At 63.2% G+C, this 20,229-nt stretch carries 18 protein-coding genes and 1 pseudogene; 9 read left to right on the top strand and 10 right to left on the bottom strand.

The genetic code is table 11. The annotated features are described in order from the left end of the window. Positions 1-92 precede the first annotated feature (92 nt). From CWO91_RS06585 to CWO91_RS06575, 3 genes are read left to right on the top strand one after another with little or no spacing between them, the layout of a single operon-like run. Entirely contained in the window at positions 93-1,220 is a 1,128-nt protein-coding gene (locus tag CWO91_RS06585) for a mandelate racemase/muconate lactonizing enzyme family protein (protein ID WP_130212735.1), read from the top strand. Further along, complete coding sequence (locus tag CWO91_RS06580; protein ID WP_130212734.1) at positions 1,220-2,815, top strand: GMC family oxidoreductase; 1,596 nt, start codon at positions 1,220-1,222, stop codon at positions 2,813-2,815. Before CWO91_RS06585 ends, CWO91_RS06580 begins: the two co-directional genes overlap by 1 nt. Before the next feature lie 28 nt (positions 2,816-2,843). Beyond that, positions 2,844-3,566, top strand: coding sequence for a GntR family transcriptional regulator (locus tag CWO91_RS06575; protein ID WP_130212733.1), 723 nt, complete (start codon positions 2,844-2,846; stop codon positions 3,564-3,566). A gap of 106 nt (positions 3,567-3,672) precedes the next feature. On the opposite strand, the gene CWO91_RS06570 is transcribed toward CWO91_RS06575, so the two are convergent. From CWO91_RS06570 to CWO91_RS06530, 9 genes are all read right to left on the bottom strand, one after another. Then, positions 3,673-5,463, bottom strand: a complete 1,791-nt coding sequence (locus tag CWO91_RS06570; RefSeq protein WP_130212732.1) for a chloride channel protein — start codon at positions 5,461-5,463, stop codon at positions 3,673-3,675. A gap of 1 nt (position 5,464) precedes the next feature. Next, complete coding sequence (locus CWO91_RS06565; protein WP_130212731.1) at positions 5,465-6,439, bottom strand: formylglycine-generating enzyme family protein; 975 nt, start codon at positions 6,437-6,439, stop codon at positions 5,465-5,467. A 3-nt stretch (positions 6,440-6,442) separates the two neighbouring features. Next, the gene (locus CWO91_RS06560) at positions 6,443-8,086 is read right to left on the bottom strand and encodes an arylsulfatase (RefSeq protein WP_130212730.1); all 1,644 of its coding nucleotides are present in this window, start codon (positions 8,084-8,086) and stop codon (positions 6,443-6,445) included. A 32-nt stretch (positions 8,087-8,118) separates the two neighbouring features. Beyond that, on the bottom strand, positions 8,119-8,892 hold the full coding sequence (locus CWO91_RS06555) for a GntR family transcriptional regulator (RefSeq protein WP_130212729.1): 774 nt from the start codon (positions 8,890-8,892) through the stop codon (positions 8,119-8,121). A gap of 4 nt (positions 8,893-8,896) precedes the next feature. Continuing rightward, positions 8,897-9,949 (bottom strand): ABC transporter ATP-binding protein, encoded by a 1,053-nt coding sequence (locus CWO91_RS06550; protein ID WP_208752990.1) that lies wholly within the window; start codon positions 9,947-9,949, stop codon positions 8,897-8,899. Then, the gene (locus tag CWO91_RS06545; protein WP_130212728.1) at positions 9,946-10,785 is read right to left on the bottom strand and encodes a carbohydrate ABC transporter permease; all 840 of its coding nucleotides are present in this window, start codon (positions 10,783-10,785) and stop codon (positions 9,946-9,948) included. The genes CWO91_RS06550 and CWO91_RS06545 overlap by 4 nt, the downstream gene beginning before the upstream one ends. Further along, positions 10,782-11,717 (bottom strand): carbohydrate ABC transporter permease, encoded by a 936-nt coding sequence (locus tag CWO91_RS06540; protein WP_130212727.1) that lies wholly within the window; start codon positions 11,715-11,717, stop codon positions 10,782-10,784. The genes CWO91_RS06545 and CWO91_RS06540 overlap by 4 nt, the downstream gene beginning before the upstream one ends. Before the next feature lie 3 nt (positions 11,718-11,720). Beyond that, entirely contained in the window at positions 11,721-13,115 is a 1,395-nt protein-coding gene (locus tag CWO91_RS06535; protein WP_130212726.1) for an ABC transporter substrate-binding protein, read from the bottom strand. A 186-nt stretch (positions 13,116-13,301) separates the two neighbouring features. Then, positions 13,302-14,105 carry a DeoR/GlpR family DNA-binding transcription regulator gene (locus tag CWO91_RS06530; protein ID WP_130212725.1) on the bottom strand — a complete coding sequence of 268 codons (804 nt, stop codon included), beginning with the start codon at positions 14,103-14,105 and terminating at the stop codon, positions 13,302-13,304. Positions 14,106-14,336: 231 nt separating this feature from the next. Between CWO91_RS06530 and CWO91_RS06525 the strand changes: the two genes are divergently transcribed. The 6 genes from CWO91_RS06525 (at position 14,337) to CWO91_RS06500 (ending at position 19,665) form a co-directional block, all read left to right on the top strand. Next, complete coding sequence (locus CWO91_RS06525; RefSeq protein ID WP_130212724.1) at positions 14,337-15,356, top strand: ABC transporter ATP-binding protein; 1,020 nt, start codon at positions 14,337-14,339, stop codon at positions 15,354-15,356. A gap of 62 nt (positions 15,357-15,418) precedes the next feature. After that, positions 15,419-16,672, top strand: a complete 1,254-nt coding sequence (locus CWO91_RS06520; RefSeq protein ID WP_130212792.1) for an ABC transporter substrate-binding protein — start codon at positions 15,419-15,421, stop codon at positions 16,670-16,672. Positions 16,673-16,717: 45 nt separating this feature from the next. Further along, entirely contained in the window at positions 16,718-17,638 is a 921-nt protein-coding gene (locus tag CWO91_RS06515) for a carbohydrate ABC transporter permease (protein ID WP_130212791.1), read from the top strand. Continuing rightward, positions 17,635-18,444 (top strand): carbohydrate ABC transporter permease, encoded by an 810-nt coding sequence (locus CWO91_RS06510; RefSeq protein WP_130212723.1) that lies wholly within the window; start codon positions 17,635-17,637, stop codon positions 18,442-18,444. Before CWO91_RS06515 ends, CWO91_RS06510 begins: the two co-directional genes overlap by 4 nt. Then, complete coding sequence (locus tag CWO91_RS06505) at positions 18,444-19,283, top strand: endonuclease/exonuclease/phosphatase family protein (RefSeq protein ID WP_130212722.1); 840 nt, start codon at positions 18,444-18,446, stop codon at positions 19,281-19,283. Before CWO91_RS06510 ends, CWO91_RS06505 begins: the two co-directional genes overlap by 1 nt. 4 nt (positions 19,284-19,287) lie before the next feature. After that, a complete protein-coding gene (locus tag CWO91_RS06500) occupies positions 19,288-19,665 on the top strand; it encodes an NUDIX hydrolase (RefSeq protein ID WP_130212721.1) in 378 nt (125 codons plus the stop codon). Positions 19,666-20,040: 375 nt separating this feature from the next. Here the strand turns inward: CWO91_RS06500 and CWO91_RS43670 are convergent. Then, positions 20,041-20,229: pseudogene (locus CWO91_RS43670) on the bottom strand (L,D-transpeptidase); the annotation flags it as partial.

Below are 20,229 nucleotides of genomic sequence, written 5' to 3'. Positions count from 1 at the left end.
CAGATTGAGGTTGATGTTTTCAAAGGTCATATTATAAATAGGATGACCATACAAGCGGCGCCTTTGGTCGTAGGCGTCGCAGGCTTTCCCGCATGACACTGCCGCCTTTCACCATCCGAAGCGTTCAGGCCTTTGGCTATCGCTATCCGCTGACGACGCCGGTCATCACGTCCTTCGGACGAATGAAGGATCGGCCTGCCGTCTTCGTCCGCGTCGAGGACACCGACGGACACATCGGCTGGGGCGAAGTGTGGTGCAATTTTCCAGCACCAGGTGCCGAACATCGTGCTCGGCTCGTCAACGAGGTGCTTGCGCCGGCTCTGGTCGGATTCGCTGTGCCGGAGCCACCTGCGGCATTCGAGCGTCTGACGCAGGGAACCTCGGTGCTCGCGCTGCAATCCGGCGAAGCCGGCCCGTTTGCGCAGTCAATCGCCGGCATCGATCTCGCGGTCTGGGATCTCCACGCCCGCCGCCAGAACCTGGCGCTATGGCGGCTGCTCGGTGGGGCGAAGCGGAAGATCAAGGTCTACGCCAGCGGCATCAATCCGATCGGTTCCGAACGGACGGCCGAAGCGGCGCTGGGCCGCGGCTACCGCGCATTAAAGCTGAAGATCGGCTTCGATCCGGCCGGTGACCGCGCCAATCTCGCCGCGCTGCGCCGGCTTGTGGGAGAAGGCATGCTTGCTGCCGACGTCAACCAGGGCTGGACCATTGCGCAGGCGCTGGAACTTGCACCGCAGCTCGAGCGCTTCGGTCTCGCCTGGCTCGAGGAGCCGATCCGCGCCGATCGCCCCCGCCAGGAATGGACGCAATTGCGCGAAGTTATCCGCATTCCGCTCGCAGCCGGTGAGAACATCGCGAGCCACGCCGGCTTTGCCGAGGTGTTGCGCGAGCCGGCTCTCGGTGTCGTCCAGCCCGACATTGCCAAATGGGGCGGGCTGTCGGCGTGCGCGGGCATTGCCCGCGACATCCTGACGTCGGGGAAGATGTTCTGCCCGCACTATCTCGGGTCCGGCATCGGGCTTCTGGCATCCGCGCATCTTCTCGCCGGCGTCGGCGGCGACGGACTGCTCGAAGTCGACTGCAACGAAAACCCGCTGCGCGACCGGTTCTGCGGTCCCGTGCTCGATGTCCGCGACGGCATGATCGAGCTCGGCGACGAAGCGGGCCTCGGCATTACGCCCGATCTTGCCTCCATCGAAGAATACCGGACGGTCTGATGCCAGCACGCGGCTACGACTACATCATCGTCGGCGCGGGCTCGGCCGGTTGTGTCGTTGCGAACCGATTGTCGGCCGATCCGTCCTGCCGCGTGCTGCTGCTGGAGGCCGGCGGATCGGATCGGAATTTCTGGCTGAAGCTTCCGGTCGGCTACTACCGGACCATCTACAACGAGCGGTTCTCGCGCCTGTTCAGGACCGAGCCCTCAGAAGGGACGGGCGGCCGTGCCATCCTCTGGCCGCGGGGCCGCGTGCTCGGCGGTTCCTCTTCAATCAACGGTCTGATCTTCATCCGCGGCCAGCACGAGGATTTTGACGATTGGGAACGCCTCGGTGCCGATGGCTGGAGCTATCGCGAACTCCTGCCGTATTTTCGGCGCTACGAACGCTACCGCGGCGGCGAGAACCAGTTTCACGGCGGGCTCGGGGATTTCGAGGTCTCCGACCTTCGCAACGACAATCCGGCCTCGAAGGCCTGGGTCGAGGCGGGTGTGCAGTTCGGTCTGCCGCGCAATCCCGACTTCAACGGCGCCACCACGCTGGGCGTCGGCACCTACCAGCTCGGCATCGGACGGCACTGGCGGACCAGTTCGGCCTCTGCGTTTCTGCGTCCCGTCGCCGGTCGTCCAAACCTCACCATCATCACCCATGCGCAGGTCAGCAAGGTGGTTTTCAACGGTCGTGTCGCGATCGGCGTCGAGTGGATCAGCAAGGGGCAGGTCCACAGCGCGACGGCTGATCGTGAGATCATCCTGTCCGGCGGCGCGCTGCAATCCCCGCAGATCCTCCAGCTTTCCGGCGTTGGTCCGGCCGATCTGCTGCGCAAGCTCGGCATTCCCGTCGTTGCCGATTCTCCTGATGTCGGCGCCAATCTTCAGGACCATTATCAAGCCCGGCTGATCGTTCGGCTGAAGAAGCGGATTTCCCTCAACGATCAGGTCCGTAATCCAGTCGAGCTGACGAAGATGGGGCTGCAATGGATACTGGCAGGCAGCGGTCCATTGACGGTCGGCGCGGGGCAGGTCGGCGGCGCGGCTTGCACCGAATATGCCGTCGGCGGCCGGCCGGACGTGCAGTTCAACGTGATGCCGCTCTCGGTCGACAAGCCTGGCGAACCCTTGCATAGCTATTCCGGTTTTACCGCTTCGGTCTGGCAATGCCACGGAAAGTCGCGCGGACAGCTCGCGATAAGCTCGACCGATCCGTTCGAGCAGCCGCGGATCGTACCGAATTATTTCGCCGAGGAGATCGACCGCAAGACCATTGTTGCGGGTCTGAAGATCCTGCGCGAGGTCTATCGGCAGAAGGCGTTTCGCCCGCTCTGGGATGTCGAGATGGTGCCAGGCGAGGCGGCCAGGGATGATGCCGGGCTGTGGGACTTTGCGCGCAACACGGGAGGCACGGTATTTCACTGTGTCGGGACCTGTCGCATGGGCCGGGACGCGCAGGCCGTGCTCGATCCGCAGCTGCATGTGCGCGGCGTCGAGCGGCTGCGTGTGATCGATGCCTCGGTGATGCCGCAGATCACCTCAGCCAACACCAATGCGACCAGCCTGATGATCGGCGAACGGGGCGCCGCGCTGGTCACGGTGTGACGGCGTGGCCTGAATTCGGGAGGACGAGATGGAATTGAGTTCCGACAGTCACGTCCCCAAATACGCGCAGATTGCCGACATCTTCCGGCAGCGCATCGCGCGCGGCGTCTGGACTCAGGGATTTCGCCTGCCGGCCAACGAGGAGCTGGCCGCCGAGTTCGGTGTGTCGCGCGTCACGATCAGGCAGGCGGTGGAGCTGCTCGCCCGCGACGGCGTGATCGAGGCGCAGCAGGGCCGCGGCACCTTCGTCACGGGGACCGTGCGGAAGGATCGCTGGCTCAAGGTCGAGACCACGCTGTCCGATCTCGCAGACATGTATCGCGACACCTCGCCCGAGATCATCAATATCTCGGAAAGTCGTAGCGATGCGCCGCTGCTTCCCGGGGACGGCAAGCCGGCCGAAAAGTACGTCTTCATGCGTCGGCTGCATTCGCGGCAGAAGCAGCCTTACTGCGTCATTTCCATCTATCTCGACGAGAAGATTTTCCGCAGGTCGCCGAAGCGTTTTCGCAACGAGACGGTGATCCCGATCCTGAACGATCTCAGGGATCCCGCCATCGCCAGCGCGCGCCAGACCCTGACGATCGGTACCGCGGATATCGAGGCGGCGCGGCTGCTGCGCGTGCCCTTGAACTCGCCGGTGGCCGAGGTCCGCCGCATCTTCACGACGCAGGATCGCACCGTGATCTATCTCGGCGAAGTCACCTATCGCGGCGACTTCGTGCGGATCGACATGGATCTGCGGCCCTAAAGCGCGATGCGGTTGGGCTGAATCGTCGTCGCGCTTTAGGTTGTTGTCGAAGCATGATCTTTTCGGAAAACCGCTGCGCACTTTTCCGGATCATGTTTTAGCGCCCTCAACGCGAGAACAGTTCCTGGTTCCGACGCTCGAGTTCTTCGCCGTATGTGCGCAGGACGTGGGCTTCGCTCAGGGTGCCGATCGTAGCGCGATGATCGGTGCGGTCGACAACCGCGAGCACATCGGCTTCGCTGCGCTCAAACGCCTTCAGGATCTCGCGCACGGGCGTGATCGGAAGCAGGTACTGATCCTGTTGCTGCGCCAGCGACCCGAGCAGCTCCCCGTCCTGATTGGCCACGGAATGCAGCGTCGCGGCAGGGACGATGCCCGCATAGATCCCGTTGGGATCGCGCAGCAGGATCTGGCGGACCTGCGCCGGCGAGAACAGCTTTTGCGCCTCGCCGATCGGCATTGTCGTTGGCGCAGTCTCGAAATCAGTGCGCATCAGGGAAGCCGCGCTCATTTGCCTTACCCAGCCGATGTCCTGCGGGCCGCGGATCGCCTCGCCGCGGAGATGAAAGCGCCAAGTCGCAAAACTGTAGCCGAACAGCTCGCGAACGATCAGCGCGCAGACCGATGATGCGACTACGGCGCCGACGGTGACGGAAAAATCGCCGGTGATCTCGAGCGCGAGACAGACCATGCTGAACGGCGCGCCAAGGACGCCGGTTCCGAGCGCGGCGAGCGCTGCGATGGCTGCCGTGCCGGGCTGAAGCGCAAGCGTGGGAAGAGGGCCGGTCAGCACGATGCTGTAGAGCTGTCCGATCAGCGCGCCGAGCAGGAGCGAGGCGAAAAACAGGCCACCGCGAAAGCCCGAGCCGAGCGAGATGGCAGAGGCCAGGATCTTGAACACGATGGTGGTCGTGAGCAGGAGCCAGGTCGGATTGCTGACCAGCAGGATCTGCATCGCACCGTGGCCGGCGCCGAGCACGGTCGGCGTCAGCAGGGCGAGGCCGCCGAGGAGGAGGCCGCCGAAAATTGGCCGCAGCAGGCCCTTGAACACCGTGATGCGCTGAAAGCAGCGCTCGGAGAATGCAACGGCGAGCATGACGAGGATGCTGACGAAGGCGCAGATGATGCCGATCAGCACCGTCTGGCCGATCATCTCGACGGAAACCGGTGAAGGGAAGCCAGGCACCATCAGGAAGGACTGGTGCGTCAACTGCCGCGCGACGAGCCACGCGGTGACCGCGCTGGCGATGACCGGCACGAGACCGGCGGACGTATAGGCACCGAGTACGACCTCGAAGGCATAGAAGGCGCCCGCGAGCGGTGCAGAAAACGCAGCGCTGATCGCACCCGCGGCGCCGCAGGCCACCAGGAGCCGCATGTCGTTCCGGCGCGCGGCCAGGCGCTGGCCGACATGAGAGCCGAACATCGAGCAGATCTGGGTATAGCCGGCCTCCAGCCCGACGGATCCGCCGAAGCCGTTGGACAGCAGCGTCTGGATCGAGATCAGCAAGTTGCCGCGAAAGGACACTCGGCCGCCATAGAGCGCATTGGCTTCGATCGCGTCGGCGAGCTGCTGTCCCTTCACGCGCCGGGCGAAGTACAGTCCGATCAGCGCGAGAACGAGGCCGCCGAGCATCGGGACAAGCAGCGTGCGCTGCCAGGAGATCACGCCGGTGGCGCTGAGATGTGCGTCAAAAGGAATGTCGAACAGCAGTGCGTGAGAGACCTGACTGAGGCTCGAGATCGCGGCCACCAGTACGCCACTGAGCAGTCCGATCACGATGGCGACCAGCACGAGGCCAGTCTCGCGATTGCGTACGAAATTGCGCAGGAATAGCGGCAGCAGGCGGATGCCGGGAGCAGAGGCCGGCTTCGCAGGATGTGATGCCTGCGTCATCCTATGCTGGATCCCGCAGCGGCTCGGTGCGTGCGACGCGGAAGCCAATATTGCTGGCCGAGGAGTCGGGCGTATTGGAACTTCGCGCTGCGACGCGGTAGCGATTGCAGTAGGATTCGTGGCAGAGGAAGGATCCGCCGCGCATCGATCGGTTGGGAGCCGGCTCGCGGTTCAAGGGGTCTCGTGATGGCGTGAGCCGGTGATAGCTCGACGAAAAATAGTCCTCGCACCATTCCCAGACGTTTCCTGCGACATTGTGCAGGCCATATCCGTTGGGCGGGAAAGTGTGAACGGGTGCCGTGCCGAAATAGCCATCATCCACGGTGTTGCGGTCGGGAAAGTTGCCCTGCCAGATGTTGCAGCGATGCTCGCCGTCGGGCTGCAGCGCGTTGCCCCAGGGATAGGTGGCCTGGTCCAACCCGCCGCGCGCGGCCATCTCCCATTCTGCTTCGGTCGGCAGGCGCGTGCCGGACCATTGGCAGTAAGCTTGTGCGTCGTTCCAGGAGACGTGGACGACGGGATGATCGAGCCTGTCGAGGATGCTGCTCGACGGTCCTTCCGGCTGCGCCCAATAAGCGCGCGTCACCGGGATCCACCATGGCGTTTCCTGAACGCGCATCATGCGCGCGGTGCGCGTCGCTTCGGGCAGGAGCCCGTCGAAGACGAAGCTCCAGCCGTAGCGTTCGGCATCCGTCGTGTAGCCCGTGGCACGGATGAAATCGCCGAATTGCAGATTGCTCACGGTGTGACAGGCAATGGCAAACGGCGACAGCGTGACGAGCCGCACCGGGCCTTCGCCGTCTTCGGCAAAGCCCCCGTCGGCAGATCCCATGTAGAAAGTACCGCCGATCAGCGAGCTCCATCGGCGCGGGATCGGGGTTGGACTGGGAAGGATCGCTGCTTGCGCATCAATGTCCGCCGCCGGTTCGTTGCCGGCGGCGCGCAGGGTGCAACAATGTGGGCGATCCCCAGTCATGCCCTATTTCTGCTTCTCTTCCTCCCAGAAGGCGGTGCCGCCTTCCGCCTTCATCAGCTCGAGAATCTTCTCGCGCGGGATCACGCCGCAACGGTTCGCCCATTGCTGATACTGAGCCGTCATCTCGCGGACGCGATCCGGATGCTGCGCGGCCAGATCGTTCATCTCGGTGCGGTCGGTCTCCATGTCGTAGAGCTCCCAAGGGCCGGGATACTTCCGGACCAGCTTCCACTTGCCGACGCGCACGGCCGCATTGCCCTCGTGCTCCCAGAACAGCGGGCCACGGTTGCCATAGGCCGACGCGAATGACGGCACCAGACTCTCGCCTTCGCAGGGCAGGATGGCGTTGCCGTTATACTCCTTGGGATAGGTGGCGCCGGTGACGTCGAGGATGGTCGCCATCACGTCCGTGAGCTGGCTTGGATTGTGCCGCAGGCCGCCTTTTTCGGAGATGCCGCGCGGCCAGTGCACAATGAACGGTGTCGCGATGCCGCCCTCGTGGATCCAGTGCTTGTAGAGACGGAACGGCGTGTTGGAGAGATTGGCCCAGGCGGTGCCGTAGCTCTGATAAGTGTCCTCGGGGCCGGGCATCATGGTCGGGTCATTGCCGAAGCGCACCGGCTTGCCGTCCCGTGTCTTGGCTTGGGCGATCATCAGCTGGTCGACCAGCTCCTTCGCGGTGACCCCCTCCGGAATATCCTCGGCGCAGGCGCCGTTGTCGGACAGGAAGATGATCAGCGTGTTGTCCATCTGCCCGGTCTCTTCCAGCGCCTTCAGGATACGGCCGATGCCCTGGTCCATGCGATCGATCTGGGCCGCGTAGACTTCCATGCAGCGCAGCGTCCATTCGCGCTGCTCCGCGGCGGTCCACGGCGGCTGGGTCGGATCGCGATCGGTCAGGCGCCAGTTCGGATGAATGATGCCGTCATCGACGAGACGCTTGAGGCGCTCTTCGCGCAGCCTGTCCCAGCCCGCGTCGAAGCGGCCCTTGTACTTCGCGATATCCTCGTCATGTGCGTGGAGCGGCCAGTGCGGCGCCGTGTAGGCGACATACTGGAAGAACGGGGCGTCGGGCTTCTCCGCCTTGTGCTGGCGGATGAAGGCCGCGGCCTGGTCGCTGATCGAGTCGGTGTAGAAGAACGACGGATCCTTCACCGCCTCATGCTCGATATTGTCGTTGCCGCGGGTGAGCGTGTTGGGATGGTAAAAGCTGCCGGCTCCGATAATGGTGCCGTAGAAATGGTCGAAGCCGCGCTGCATCGGCCACGCGTCGGTGGGCTCCGTCAGGCTGCTGGCGATGTGCCATTTGCCGCTGAGGTAGGACGTGTAGTTCTTGCTCTTCAGCGCCTCGGCGATCGTCACGCAGCTCTTGTTTAGATTGCCAGCATAGCCCTCGGGGCCGTTGCTGTAGGTGAGGATGCCGATGCCGGTCTGGTGCGGATGCAGGCCGGTCAGCAGCGAGGCGCGCGAGGGGCTGCAGCGGGCGGTGTTGTAGAACTGCGAATAGCGTAAGCCATTGGCCGCAAGCCGATCGAGGTTCGGCGTCTGGATCTCGCCGCCGTAACAGCCGATGTCTGAAAAGCCCATGTCGTCGTTGAGGATGAGCAGGATGTTGGGGCTGTCGGAAGTCTTTGCGCCATTCGGCATGCTTGTGTCCTCGTTATTGACGTGTGGCGTTGTTAGTGGCGGCGCGTCAGGCTGATGCTGAGGCGGAAATATTTCGGTAAGTACACAGCGCGCAGCAGCTCGAGCGCCCGTCCGTCCTTGCCGAAGGTGACGCGTTCGATGGCGAGCAGCGGCGAGCCGACCTTCACGCCGAGCAGCTTTGCGCTGCCGGCATCAGCGAGATCGGCGCTGATGGTCTGCTGCGCATCCTTGATGGCGAGGCCAAGCTCGTCCTCAAAGACGCGATACATGATGATCGAGACCAGATCGCGCTTCTCCAGTTCGAGACCGATGTCCGGCGGATAGAAGGCGTGCTCGATCGCGATCGGCGTGTCGTCTGCGAGGCGGAGGCGTCGAAGCTGCCAGACGGCTCGTTCGCGAAGCTGCTCTCGAACGGCGGCGTCGTGCCGGTTGGTCATGCCTTGCTGCAGGATTCTTGCGCCGGCCTGGTAGCCGGCGTCGCGGATGGTTTCCGAGAACCCCATGAGATGGCCAACCCAGTTCTCGGGCTGGTTCGAGCGCAGGAAGGTGCCGCGGCCGCGCGAGCGGTCGAACATGCCTTCGTTCACGAGGGGGGCTATGGCGTTGCGGATGGTGATGCGGCTGACGCCAAAATGGCGGCCGAGCTCAGCCTCGGTCATCAGGCGGCCGGTCTCGTCGATCAACTTGCCGTCGCGCACCTGGCTGCGAATGGATTCACGGATCTGGATATGCATGGGCGTCGAGCCCTCCGCAACGACATCGCTGCCGAGCGGTGCGGGCTTCTTCTTGCGTGTTTGAACAGCCATGGTGTCAGAGCCGCATGCGTGTTGCTGGATCGAACAGGTGAATGTCTTGCGGGCGGGCCGTGATCGAGATCGTGTCGCCCTCGCCGGGAATGTTGCCGTCGGCGACGCGCATGCGGATCATGGTGCCGGCGCAGTCGAGGTCGAGCACGGCGGTATCGCCGAGATCCTCGATCAGATCGACGCGCGCGCCGAGGCCATCCTCCGCCATGCGCAGGGCGCCGGGCCGAAGCCCGACCACCACATCGCGCTCACCCGCGGTTGCGGCCGTCGTCTTGAGACGATGGCCTGCGACAATGACGTCGCCATCCACGTACCGGGCGGGGACGAGGTTCATCGGGGGATTGCCGATGAAACCGGCAATGTCGATCGAGTTCGGACGGGCGAACACCTCGGCGGGCGTACCGACCTGCTGGATCTCGCCCGACATGAACACCGCCATGCGGTCCGCGAGCGTCATCGCCTCTTCCTGATCGTGCGTGACATAGACCGCGGTGACGCCAAGCGATCGCTGCAGCTTCTTCAGCTCGGCGCGGGTTTCCAGCCGCAGCTTTGCGTCGAGGTTCGAGAGCGGCTCGTCGAGCAGGAACAGGCGAGCCTTGCGCACGATGGCGCGAGCCAGCGCGCAGCGCTGCTGCTGGCCGCCCGAGAGCTGGCCCGGCTTGCGGTCGAGCAAATGATCGATCTTCACCTTGCGCGCCGCGTCCTTCACGGCGGGCGTGATTTCGGCCTTCGGCAGCTTGGCCATCTCCAGCGGAAAGGCGATGTTCTCGGCAACCGTCATGTGCGGATAGAGCGCGTAGCTCTGGAACACCATGGCGATATCGCGGTCACGCGCATCGGTCGAGGTCACGTCCTTGTCGTCGATCAGCACGCGGCCGGCAGTTGGCGCATCCAGGCCGGCGAGGATGCGCAGCGTCGTGCTCTTGCCCGAGCCGGAAGGACCGAGCAGGGCGAAGAATTCGCCCGGCCTGATATCGAAATTCACGCCCTTGAGCGCGGCGAACTCGCCGTGCATCTTGACGATGTTGCGAAAACTGACCTGACCCTGGCCGTTCATCGGCGCCCTCCGCCCTTGACTGCACCGACCGTCAGGCCCTTCACGATATGCTTCTGCGCGACCACGCCGAGGACGACGACAGGCAGCATAGCAAGGACCGAGACCGCCGCGAGCTTGGCCCACAGCGTCTGTTCGACGGAGACGAAATTGAACATGGCGACCGTGACCGGACGTACCGTGTTGCCGCTGAGCACGACGGCGAACAGGAATTCGTTCCACGCATTGAGGAACACGAACACGATAGTTACGGCGATGCCGCCGCGGACCTGCGGAATGATGATCCGCCACAATGTCTTCAATCGGCTGGCGCCGTCGAGATAGGCGGCTTCTTCCATCTCGAAGGGAATGTCCTCGAAATAGGAGACCAGCAGCCAGATCGCGAAGGGCAGGGAGAACGACAGATAGATCAGGATGATGCCCTGATAGGTGTCGATCCAGCCGATGTTCCGCAGCACGAGGAAGTAGGGGATGATGATGCCGACTGGCGGCAGCATCTGCGTTGCGAGCACGTAGAAGCCTGCGAACTTCTTGCCGCGAAAGCGCAGGCGCGCCAGTGCGTAGGCCGCGGGCACCGCCATCAGCATCGTGACGATGGTGGTGCCGACGGAAATGATGACGCTGGAGAGCAGGTTCGGCAGGATCGATCCCGAGCCGAACAACACGTCGCGATAGGCCTCCAGCGTCGGCGTGAACACCAGCTTGGGCGGATAGGCCAGTACGTCGGAATCGGTCTTGAGCGAGTTCAGCACGCTCCAGATGATCGGAAACGCCCAAGCCAGCAGGAACACCATGGAGATCGCCAGCAGGGCGAAGACGCGAAAGCGCTTTGCGGTCATTTCGCCCTCCGCATCGCGAACAGGATGCCGGAGATGATGATGGTCACGATCAGGAGGGCGACCGCGAGCGCCGAGCCGTAGCCGATCGACAATTCGGTGAAGGATTTCCGGTAGGCATAGAGATTGAGGATCTCGGTCGCGGTGCCGGGCCCGCCGGCCGTGACGGTGAAGATCGCCGCGAACGCGGTCAGCGCCACCATGGTCCGCATGATGATGACCATGACGATCGCCGGGCGCAGCAAGGGCAGGGTGATGCGGCGAAAGCGTTGCCAAGCGGAGGCTCGGTCGAGCCGCGCGGCCTCGTAGATATCCTCGGGCAGCGAGGCGAGCGAAGCCAGCAGCACCATGAACGCGAACGGCGTCCACTGCCACGTGTGGATCGCGATCACCGAGACCATCGCGAGCGTGGGATCGCCGAGCCAGTTCTTGCTGCCGAGGCCGGCGTTGATGGCGAGGAAGTCCACGATGCCGAATTCCGGCGCCAGCATGAAGGTACGCCAGATCATGCCGACCACGGCCGGCGACAGCACCACGGGCAGGATGGCGATGACGCGGAACCAGCCTTGGCCGCGCTTCATGTCCATGACCAACAAGGCGAGCGCCAGGCCGATGATGACCTGCAGCGCGACCGTCGAGCCGGTATAGACGAGGCTCACCAGCAGCGAGGTCCAGAAGCGCTCGTCGGAGAGCAGCACCTGGTAGTTCTCGAATCCGACGAAGCCGTTGGTGAACGGCATCGCCAGATCCATCCGGAATGCACTGGTGTAGACTAGGAAGAGCAGCGGAAACGTCGTTGTGGCGAGCAGCGCAAGAAACGCCGGTGCAAGCAGGGCCGCCGCAAACCGGCGCTCGCGCTGCGCCAGGACGCGGCCGAAATCGCTGCGAGGCGCCTCGCTCGCGATCCCGGCCGATGTCACCGTTGTCGTCGCCATGGCTCAGCCGCGCATCATGGGTTCGATGCGGCGCTGCGCATCGTCTAATGCGGCCTTAATCGTGGCCTGGCCGGAGAGGGCCGACTGGATCGCGGTTGCCATGGTGTCGCCGATCGCCGGCCATTGCGGCACGCGCGGACGCCAGTCGACGTCAGTGTCCTCCTGCAGGGCGCCCATCGTGGCCTCGACGAAATTATCGCCAAAGCCGTTCATCAGCTTGATGTAGTCGGGATCCTTCCAGACCGAAGTGCGGTTGACGCCCGAGCGTTTGGTGGGACCGGCGAACTTGTGCGCGGTGCGCGCCTGGGTCTCGGCGCTCGCGGCCCACTGAATGAAGAGCCAGGTCGCCTTGCGCTTCTTCTCCGGCAGCGCGGAATTGATCGGGAAGCCCCAGTTCCAGATCGAGGTGGTGCGCTTGCCCGACGGGCCCTTCGGCCAGCGTGCATAGGCAACCTTGCCGATCACCTTGGACTTCTCGGGATTGTTGATTACGGAGGCCGAAGAATGTGCGTCGATGTAGCTTGCGACCGTTCCTTGCGAGAACGCATCCGCGATGTCGGGCCAGTTCCAGTTCGCAGCCGCCGTCGGCGCGTACTTCTTCATGATGTCGACGTACCAGGCGAGCGCCGCCTCGGCCTCGGGGCCGTTGACAGTGAGCTTGCCGCCCTTCATCCAGTCGCCGCCGAACTCCCGGAAGATCGACGGATAGATGTACATGTTCTGGCCGGCACCGGCGACGCCGCGCAGCGCTGCGCCCCAGACGCGGTCGTTCGGCGCGTTCAACGCCGCGGCGTTCGACATATAGGCTTCGAGTGTGTCGGCCGGCTTGAGGCCCTTCGCATCGTAGAGATCCTTGCGATAGACCTGAATGGTGACTTCGCCGTCATAGGGCATGCCGTAGAGCTTGCCGTCGATGCCGTTGGCGCTGCGCCAGGCCGGAATGATGTCGTCGAGCTTGAACCAGGCCTGATCCGTTAGCGACTTGTCGCTCAGATAGCTGTCGAGCGGCTCGACCCATTTATTCGCGGCATAGAGCGCGTAATACATGGGGTCGGCGGCGTGGGTCGCGTAGGTGCCGGTTTTCGAGGTCAGGTCAATGACGCTCTTCTGCCGGATCTGCGCCGGCGGAATCTTTTCGAAACGGACGTCGATGCCGGTCAGCGCCTTGAACTGCGGCGCCAGCGCGATGAGGTTTTCGAAGTAGCTGGCCGGGATCACCGCGACGGTGATGGTCTCGCCGGAGACCTGCTGCCAGTCGATCTGCGCGGATTTGTAAGGCGCGAGGTCGGCGTCCTGTGCTGTGGCTTGCCGGAGAAAGCCCGGACCAACAGTCGCGAAAGCGGCGGCTGCGGTTCCGGTCTTGAGTAGCGTTCGTCGCGTCGGCGTGAATGACGGCATGCGGTCCTCCCGAAAATCCGGATTTATATTTCCGGTTAGTTAGGACATTTGCCTAAATGTTATAACAAGTCAACCGCGACAAAATGGATCGTCCTCCGGCCGTTCCGCGCGGAGCGTGAATCGATCGCGGACCTCGCCGAGGGGAGGCGCGATCGGGGCCGAGCAGCGATGATGTGCAGTTGTCGGCTAGGTGTCGCCGAGGCGCTCGAAATTTGCACGAGCGTCGCCGGCCGTATGGATTTGGCCGCTATACCGCTGCGCAATCAGCTCAAACGTTGCCGGCAATCGGTCGTCGACGACGAGATGGTGGCACTCGTCGAGGTGGCCGCCGCGAACCGTCGCATTGCGCCCGAATTTGGTGATGTCGGCCACGAGCACGGACGTTCGTGAATTGGCGGCGATGGATTGGCGTGCCTTGACTTCATCGACATGGAAGTCGAGCAGCGTGCCGTCGGGATCGACGCCGCCGACGCCAAAGATTCCGAAGTCGGCGCGGAATCCCGAGAAGAAGCGCACGGCGGCCTCACCAATGATGTCGCGGTCGAGCGGCCGCAGCGTGCCGCCGGCGATGGTGATCTCCACGTCCGGATTGTGCGAGAAGGCTGCGGCTACGTTCAGGCTGTTGGTGATCACCCGCAGATCCCGTCGGCGGGAAAGTGCCTGCGCGACATATTCGGGCGTCGTGCCAAGCCCGATCATCAGCGACGTTCCGTCGGGAATGAGTTTGGCGGTCGCGTACGCGATCCGCCGCTTGGCGTCGGCGTTCAACCTGTGTCTGCTGCCATAGGCGAGGTTCTGGTTCTGGACGGGGAGGCTGACCCCGCCATGCACCCGCCGGAGCAGTCCCTGGTCGCAGAGCGCATTCACAAGGCGACGGATGGTCTGCTGCGTCACGTCGAAACGCGCCGCAAGCTGCTCGATGGAGGCGAAGCCTTGCTCGCGCACGATCTCCAGGATGTGCGACTGACGTGTCGTGGCGCTCCTGAGCATGGGATCTCCGTTCCCAACGAAAGTATCATTTGAACACCGGCGGTGCAATTTTCTGTTTCATATGGTGCCACGTTATGTTCATATGAACATAATAGTCGCTACGCCGATGAACTCGCGTGGCTCAAGGGACACGCATGGACCGGTCTGCTGCGGTAACCGGCCTTGCGTGGCTCCGTTGGAGCGAGGCGCAGCCGGCGCGCGTAGCTGCATCATGCTGAGAGCAAACCGGCCATGTCGGCGATAACGCTGAGTCATGTCTCCAAGTCCTGGGGCGCGATGCGCGCCGTCGATGACGTCAGTCTGACGGCGGACGAGGGCTCGCTGCTGGTGCTGCTGGGACCGTCCGGCTGCGGCAAGTCGACCACGCTGCGGCTGATCGCCGGCCTCGAGGATGCCGACGCCGGCACGATCGCCATCGGCGGCGTCGACGTGACTCACCTGACGCCAGCGCAACGGAAGATCTCCATGGTCTTCCAATCCTATGCGCTGTTTCCGCATTTAAGCGTGGCCGAGAACATCATCTTCGGCCTGCGCGTGCGGCGCGTGTCGCGCGCCGAGCGCGACGCCCGGCTCCGTCGCGTGGCCGACATCGTCGGTCTCGCGCATCTGCTCGAGCGCAAGCCGGCGCAATTGTCCGGGGGGCAGCGCCAGCGCGTCGCGCTGGGACGCGCCATCATCGCGGAGGCGCGGGTCTGTCTCATGGATGAGCCGCTGTCCAACCTGGATGCCAAGCTGCGACACGAAATGCGGACGGAAATCCGTGCATTGCAACAGCGTCTAGGCATGACGATGGTCTACGTGACCCACGATCAGACGGAAGCCATGACGATGGCGGACCGCGTCGTGTTGATGCGCGATGGCCGTATCGAGCAGAACGGCTCACCCGAAGAGCTCTATAATCGACCAGCGACGGCGTTCACGGCGCGGTTCATTGGCACCCCGCCGATGAATCTGGTGCGTCAGGGCGATTATCTCATCGGCATCCGGCCGGAGCACATCCGCATCGCGCCCGGTGGGGATCATTGTGCGCGGGTCAAGGCGGTCGAGCATCTCGGGGCAGACAGCATCGTGCTGTGCGAGATCGACAGTCAGCCGATCTCGGTTCGACTCGATGGTTTCAGCAAGGTTCAGCCCGGCGAGGATGTCCGGCTGGCTTGGGAGGCGGGGCACGAGCATCGGTTCGATCCGGCTTCGGAACGCCGATTGGAGACTTCAGTCAAGGAGGGTCGGCTGGCGAGGTCCGTTGGATAGCAGCGGCGGTTTCGGGCAGTCGGCGGATTACAAGGGAGAGAGAGATGTTTGCGCGACGAACGATGTTGATGGCAGCCGCACTTGCCGTGCTCTCGATGGGGGCACGTCCCGCCGCCGCGGTGGATCTGACGATGTACTACCCGGTCGCGGTCGGCGGTCCCGTCACCAAGATCATCGACGACATGGTCTCGCGCTTCGAGAAGGACAATCCGGACATCAAGGTGACGGCGGTCTATGCCGGCAACTACACGGATACGATGACCAAGGCGATGACCGCCATGAAGGGCGGGCAGCCGCCGCAACTGTCGGTGCTGCTGTCGACCGACGTGTTCACGCTGATAGACGAGAACGCCATCGTGCCGTTTGACGGCCTCGTCAGCGACAAGGCCTGGTTCAAGGAGTTCTATCCGGCGTTCATGGCCAACGGGCAGATCGACGGCAAGACCTGGAGCGTGCCGTTCCAGCGTTCGACGATCGTGCTGTACTGGAACAAGGACGCCTTCAAGGAGGCGGGCCTCGATCCCGAGAAGGCGCCCGCGTCCTGGGACGAAATGGTCGAGATGTCGAAGAAGATGGTCAAGAAAGAGGGCGGCAACACGACGCGCTGGGGCGTCGAAATTCCCTCGACCGGTTATGCCTACTGGATGCTGCAGGCGTTGGCGATCGAGAACGGCCAGAAGATGATGAACGAGCCCGGCAACGAGGTCTATCTGACCGCTCCGAAGACGGTCGCCGCCCTTGAGTACTGGGTCGACCTGTCGCGCAAGCACAACGTTGCCCCGGCCGGCAGCATCGATTGGGCGACGCTGCGCACCGATTTCCTCGAAGGCAAGACGGCGATGATGTGGCACACCACCGGCAATCTGACGGCGGTCAAGGACGCCGCGAAATTCCAGTTCGGCGTGGCCATGCTGCCGGCCAAGGAGCGGCGCGGATCGCCGACCGGCGGCGGCAATTTCTACATCTTCAAGAGTGCATCTCCCGAGCAGCAGAAGGCGGCCGTCAAGTTCATTCAATGGATGACGGCTCCGGAACGCGCGGCGGAATGGAGCATGAAGACCGGCTACGTGGCAGTGTCGCCGGCCGCCTACAAGACGCCGGCGATGGAAGCCTACGCAAAGGCGTTCCCGCAGGCCACCGTCGCGCGCGATCAGCTGGAGCATGCCGTGCCGGAGCTCTCCGTCCACGAGAATGGCCGCATTTACAAGTTCGTCGGCGATGCCGTGCAGGCCGCGATCACGGGCGCGCAGAAGCCGCAGGAGGCGCTGGCCGCCGCACAGCAGCAGTCCGACCGCGTCTTGCGCGCCTACAAATAGGGACGTGGCGGGATGGCGGGTCGCCGCCATCCCGCCGGCTCACGGATGTCCGACTACGCCGCCTCATCGCCAATCGTCCCGCGCCGCGCCGGATCGCAGGCGTGGTGGAATGCTGTGAATGCCTGGCTGCTGCTGTTGCCGGCGGCGGCCCTGCTGGTCGCGTTCACGCATTTTCCGATCCTGGCGACGATCCGGCATTCGCTGTTCATCACGCGCCGGAACGGCACGGAGGCCTTCGTCGGCCTCGACAGCTATCGGGCTTTGGCGGTCGATCCGATCTTCTGGAAGGCGCTGGTCAATAATTTCTGGTTTGCGCTCGGCACGATCCCGACATCGATTGCCCTGGCTCTGATGATGGCGGTCTGGGTCAATCGCAACATGCGCGGCCGTGGCTTTCTGCGACTCGCCTACTTCACGCCGACCGTGCTGCCAATGATCGCCGTCGCCAACATCTGGTTGTTTTTCTATACGCCGGATTACGGGCTGTTGGACCAGTTGCGTGGACTCTTCGGCCTCGCCGGCTGGAACTGGCTTGGCGATCCCTCGACGGTAATGGGCTGCCTGATCGTCATGGTGATCTGGAAAGAAGCCGGCTTCTTCATGATCTTCTATCTGGCGGCGCTGCAGCAGCTCTCCCCGGACCTCGTTGAAGCCGCTTCCATCGAAGGCGCGAGCCGATGGTACACGTTCCGACGGATTACGTTCCCGCTGCTGATGCCAACCACGCTGTTCGTGGCAATCAATGCGGTCATCAACTCGTTCAAGCTGGTGGACCACCTGGTCATCATGACCAAGGGCGGTCCGAACAACGCAAGCACGCTGCTGCTCTACTATATCTATGAAGTCGCCTTCACCTTCCAGGATTCCTCCTACGCGGCAACGCTGACGGTGGTGCTTCTGATGCTCCTGAGCGCGATTGCGCTGATCAAGTTCGGTTATCTTGATCGCAGGATCCACTACCAATGAGAGGCCGGACACACCCCGTCGAGGCCGTCGCAGCATGGCTTCTGGCTTTGATCTGGCTTGCCCCGTTGGCCTATGCCTTCTGGAGCGCGCTGCATCCGGCCGCCTACGCCACGTCGTTCAGCCTGTCCGCGCCCTGGACGTTGGAGAATTTCGCCCGGGCGTGGAGGCAGGCGCCGTTCGCCAGGTACTATCTCAACACGGTCGTCCTGGTGACGCTGATCCTGGTCGGCCAGCTCATCCTGTCGACGCTGGCCGCCTACGCCTTTGCGCGGTTCAAGTTCAAAGGCAGCGGCATTGCTTTCGCTCTCGTTCTGCTCCAGCTGATGATCATGCCCGACGTCCTGATCGTCGAGAACTACCGCGCGATCGCTAGGCTGGGATTGCTCGATACGATCCCTGCCATCGCGCTGCCCTATCTCGCGAGCGCCTTTGGCATCTTCCTGCTGAGGCAAACCTTCAAGGGCGTGCCTCAGGAGTTGGTCGAAGCCGCCCGGGTCGAGGGAGCGGGTCCGCTCGCAATCCTCTGGCGAGTCCATGTCCCGCTGGCTCGCCCGACCTACGTCGCCTTTGGCCTCGTCTCCGTCAGCTATCACTGGAACAACTTCCTGTGGCCGCTGATCGTCACGAATTCGGTGGAAGCGCGGCCGCTCACGGTGGGTCTTGCCGTGTTCGGCGCGCCGGAAACCGGCGTGGATTGGTCAGTGATCACAGCGGCAACCGTGATGACGATGGCGCCGCTGTTGATCGCGTTTCTGCTGTTTCAGCGTCAGTTCGTTCAGTCATTCATGCGTGCAGGTATCCGGTAATGAAACTTCTCACCTGGAACATACAGTGCGGAAAAGGCTGCGACGGCGTGACCGATCTTGCAAGGATCGTTACCGTCGCCAGGCAGACGCTCGACGCGGACGTGTTCTGCTTCCAGGAGGTGAGCGCGAACTTCTCGAGATTTGGTGATGGAGCGGATCAGAGCGCACAGCTGGCGGCCCTGCTGCCGGGCTACTCCGCAATATTCCGACCTGCGATCGAAACTGTCGATCGTGATGGCAACCTCCACCGCTTCGGCAACATGACGCTGTCGCGGTTGCCGGTGCTGCAGATCGCCAATCACCTGCTGCCGTGGCCGGGCGCGGCCACCGTGCGCAGCATGCGCCGTCACGCCCTGGAGGTCACGGTTCAGGCGCCGTTTGGTGCGATCCGCATCGTCAACACACATCTCGAGTTTCATTCAGCAGCTCAACGGGAGGCGCAGATCGGGCGATTGCTGGATTTGCAGGAGGATGCATCGGTAAGCCCCAAGGCGGCGGGATTCCGGCACGATGAGCCCTACGGAAGCCAGACGGTCGCCGCGTCGAGCCTGATGTGTGGCGATTTCAATTTTGACGTTGCCGACCCCCAGCATGCATTGATTGCCCGATCCGGCCGGCCCGGTCTGGCCTATCGGGATGCATGGACCGCCAATCGTACCGGCCGCGCTCGTGCGCCGACTTGCGGAATCTACGACCGCGCGCAGTGGGCCGACGGGCCGGACTGTCGCGACTTCATTTTCGTGACGGAAGATTTGATCGGTTACGTTCGCAGCATCGAGGTCAACGAGGCGACTGATGCTTCCGATCACCAACCCATTGCAATCGAGCTGGCGGAATAGAGGAATGGCGAAGTCATCAAAACTTGTCGCTGCAAGGAAGGGCAGAGTACTCCTGGTCCGACGGCGGCGCGACAAGCGATGGATGTTTCCGGGCGGCCGGAGGCGGGCCGGCGAGAGTAAGAGCAAGTGTCTCTATCGCGAGATCACCGAGGAGCTGCCCAAGCTCAGGTTTGGTGAGTTGAGGCTGTGGAAGGAAGTCAGTGGCAAGAACCGCCAGACCGGCCGAAGGATGAGCGACGCGATCTTCCGGACCAAGAAGGTTTCAGGTCCATTGAAGATCGGCGACAAGAGGGAGATCGACAGGGCGGCATGGCGAAAGCCGCGAGGACTCAAGCTGACCCCAACTTCACGCTACATTCGCGACAGGCTGTTTCCAAAATAAACCTCGCGCTTGGCCGCTCACTATACGGAGCATGACCAAGGCCGACGGTGCACCAAGATCTTCTGCGCGCCTCCCGCGCTTAGAACAGCTTCATACCGCGCTGAGTTCTCCGCTTCCTTTCATAGCCGGGCGCTCTCCAAAGTTGTGACCTTCAACTTAACCTGATCGCGGTCAGACTTTCATCCTGCTTTTGCCAGGTGATTATTGTGGCGCATTGCAGCGTGCAGAAAGGACGGAGCTTAGTGGGCCCAAGCCTCAGCTCTTGGCGCAAACTGGACGGCCCCGCATGTCTCAGAAGGGCCAGAAGCTGAATTAAAAGCGACCACTTGAATCGCCTCCTTGCCCTCAGTTGCAGACAGAGGACGGGGGACTGAGTTACTGGACATCAGCGACCTTCGGTCCAGATGACAGCATCTGCGCGTTAGTTGCAAAGGGCCGGTTCGACGGCAATGCCGGGTCCGGCGCTCGGAAAGCGGCGTCGGGCGGCGCTCCCTGGGATGGTCGACGGGCAGCGGTTGCCGGAAGCACGATCACTTTCGCTCCGACTTTCACCCGCTCATAAAA

The organism is Bradyrhizobium genosp. SA-3, from assembly GCF_004212635.1.
GTDB lineage: Bacteria > Pseudomonadota > Alphaproteobacteria > Rhizobiales > Xanthobacteraceae > Bradyrhizobium.
This window is presented reverse-complemented; position numbering and strand designations above follow the sequence as displayed.

What these genes read in the sequence shown, in the direction of transcription:
- CWO91_RS06510 (WP_130212723.1), top strand. Translation starts at nt 17,635, where the DNA reads ATGAGAGGCCGGACACACCCCGTCGAGGCCGTCGCAGCATGGCTTCTG.
- CWO91_RS06565 (WP_130212731.1), bottom strand. Translation starts at nt 6,439, where the DNA reads ATGACTGGGGATCGCCCACATTGTTGCACCCTGCGCGCCGCCGGCAAC.
- CWO91_RS06570 (WP_130212732.1), bottom strand. Translation starts at nt 5,463, where the DNA reads ATGACGCAGGCATCACATCCTGCGAAGCCGGCCTCTGCTCCCGGCATC.
- CWO91_RS06515 (WP_130212791.1), top strand. Translation starts at nt 16,718, where the DNA reads ATGTCCGACTACGCCGCCTCATCGCCAATCGTCCCGCGCCGCGCCGGA.
- CWO91_RS06540 (WP_130212727.1), bottom strand. Translation starts at nt 11,717, where the DNA reads ATGGCGACGACAACGGTGACATCGGCCGGGATCGCGAGCGAGGCGCCT.
- CWO91_RS06575 (WP_130212733.1), top strand. Translation starts at nt 2,844, where the DNA reads ATGGAATTGAGTTCCGACAGTCACGTCCCCAAATACGCGCAGATTGCC.
- CWO91_RS06555 (WP_130212729.1), bottom strand. Translation starts at nt 8,892, where the DNA reads ATGGCTGTTCAAACACGCAAGAAGAAGCCCGCACCGCTCGGCAGCGAT.
- CWO91_RS06530 (WP_130212725.1), bottom strand. Translation starts at nt 14,105, where the DNA reads ATGCTCAGGAGCGCCACGACACGTCAGTCGCACATCCTGGAGATCGTG.
- CWO91_RS06500 (WP_130212721.1), top strand. Translation starts at nt 19,288, where the DNA reads ATGGCGAAGTCATCAAAACTTGTCGCTGCAAGGAAGGGCAGAGTACTC.
- CWO91_RS06545 (WP_130212728.1), bottom strand. Translation starts at nt 10,785, where the DNA reads ATGACCGCAAAGCGCTTTCGCGTCTTCGCCCTGCTGGCGATCTCCATG.
- CWO91_RS06580 (WP_130212734.1), top strand. Translation starts at nt 1,220, where the DNA reads ATGCCAGCACGCGGCTACGACTACATCATCGTCGGCGCGGGCTCGGCC.
- CWO91_RS06585 (WP_130212735.1), top strand. Translation starts at nt 93, where the DNA reads ATGACACTGCCGCCTTTCACCATCCGAAGCGTTCAGGCCTTTGGCTAT.
- CWO91_RS06525 (WP_130212724.1), top strand. Translation starts at nt 14,337, where the DNA reads ATGTCGGCGATAACGCTGAGTCATGTCTCCAAGTCCTGGGGCGCGATG.
- CWO91_RS06550 (WP_208752990.1), bottom strand. Translation starts at nt 9,949, where the DNA reads ATGAACGGCCAGGGTCAGGTCAGTTTTCGCAACATCGTCAAGATGCAC.
- CWO91_RS06560 (WP_130212730.1), bottom strand. Translation starts at nt 8,086, where the DNA reads ATGCCGAATGGCGCAAAGACTTCCGACAGCCCCAACATCCTGCTCATC.
- CWO91_RS06535 (WP_130212726.1), bottom strand. Translation starts at nt 13,115, where the DNA reads ATGCCGTCATTCACGCCGACGCGACGAACGCTACTCAAGACCGGAACC.
- CWO91_RS06520 (WP_130212792.1), top strand. Translation starts at nt 15,419, where the DNA reads ATGTTGATGGCAGCCGCACTTGCCGTGCTCTCGATGGGGGCACGTCCC.
- CWO91_RS06505 (WP_130212722.1), top strand. Translation starts at nt 18,444, where the DNA reads ATGAAACTTCTCACCTGGAACATACAGTGCGGAAAAGGCTGCGACGGC.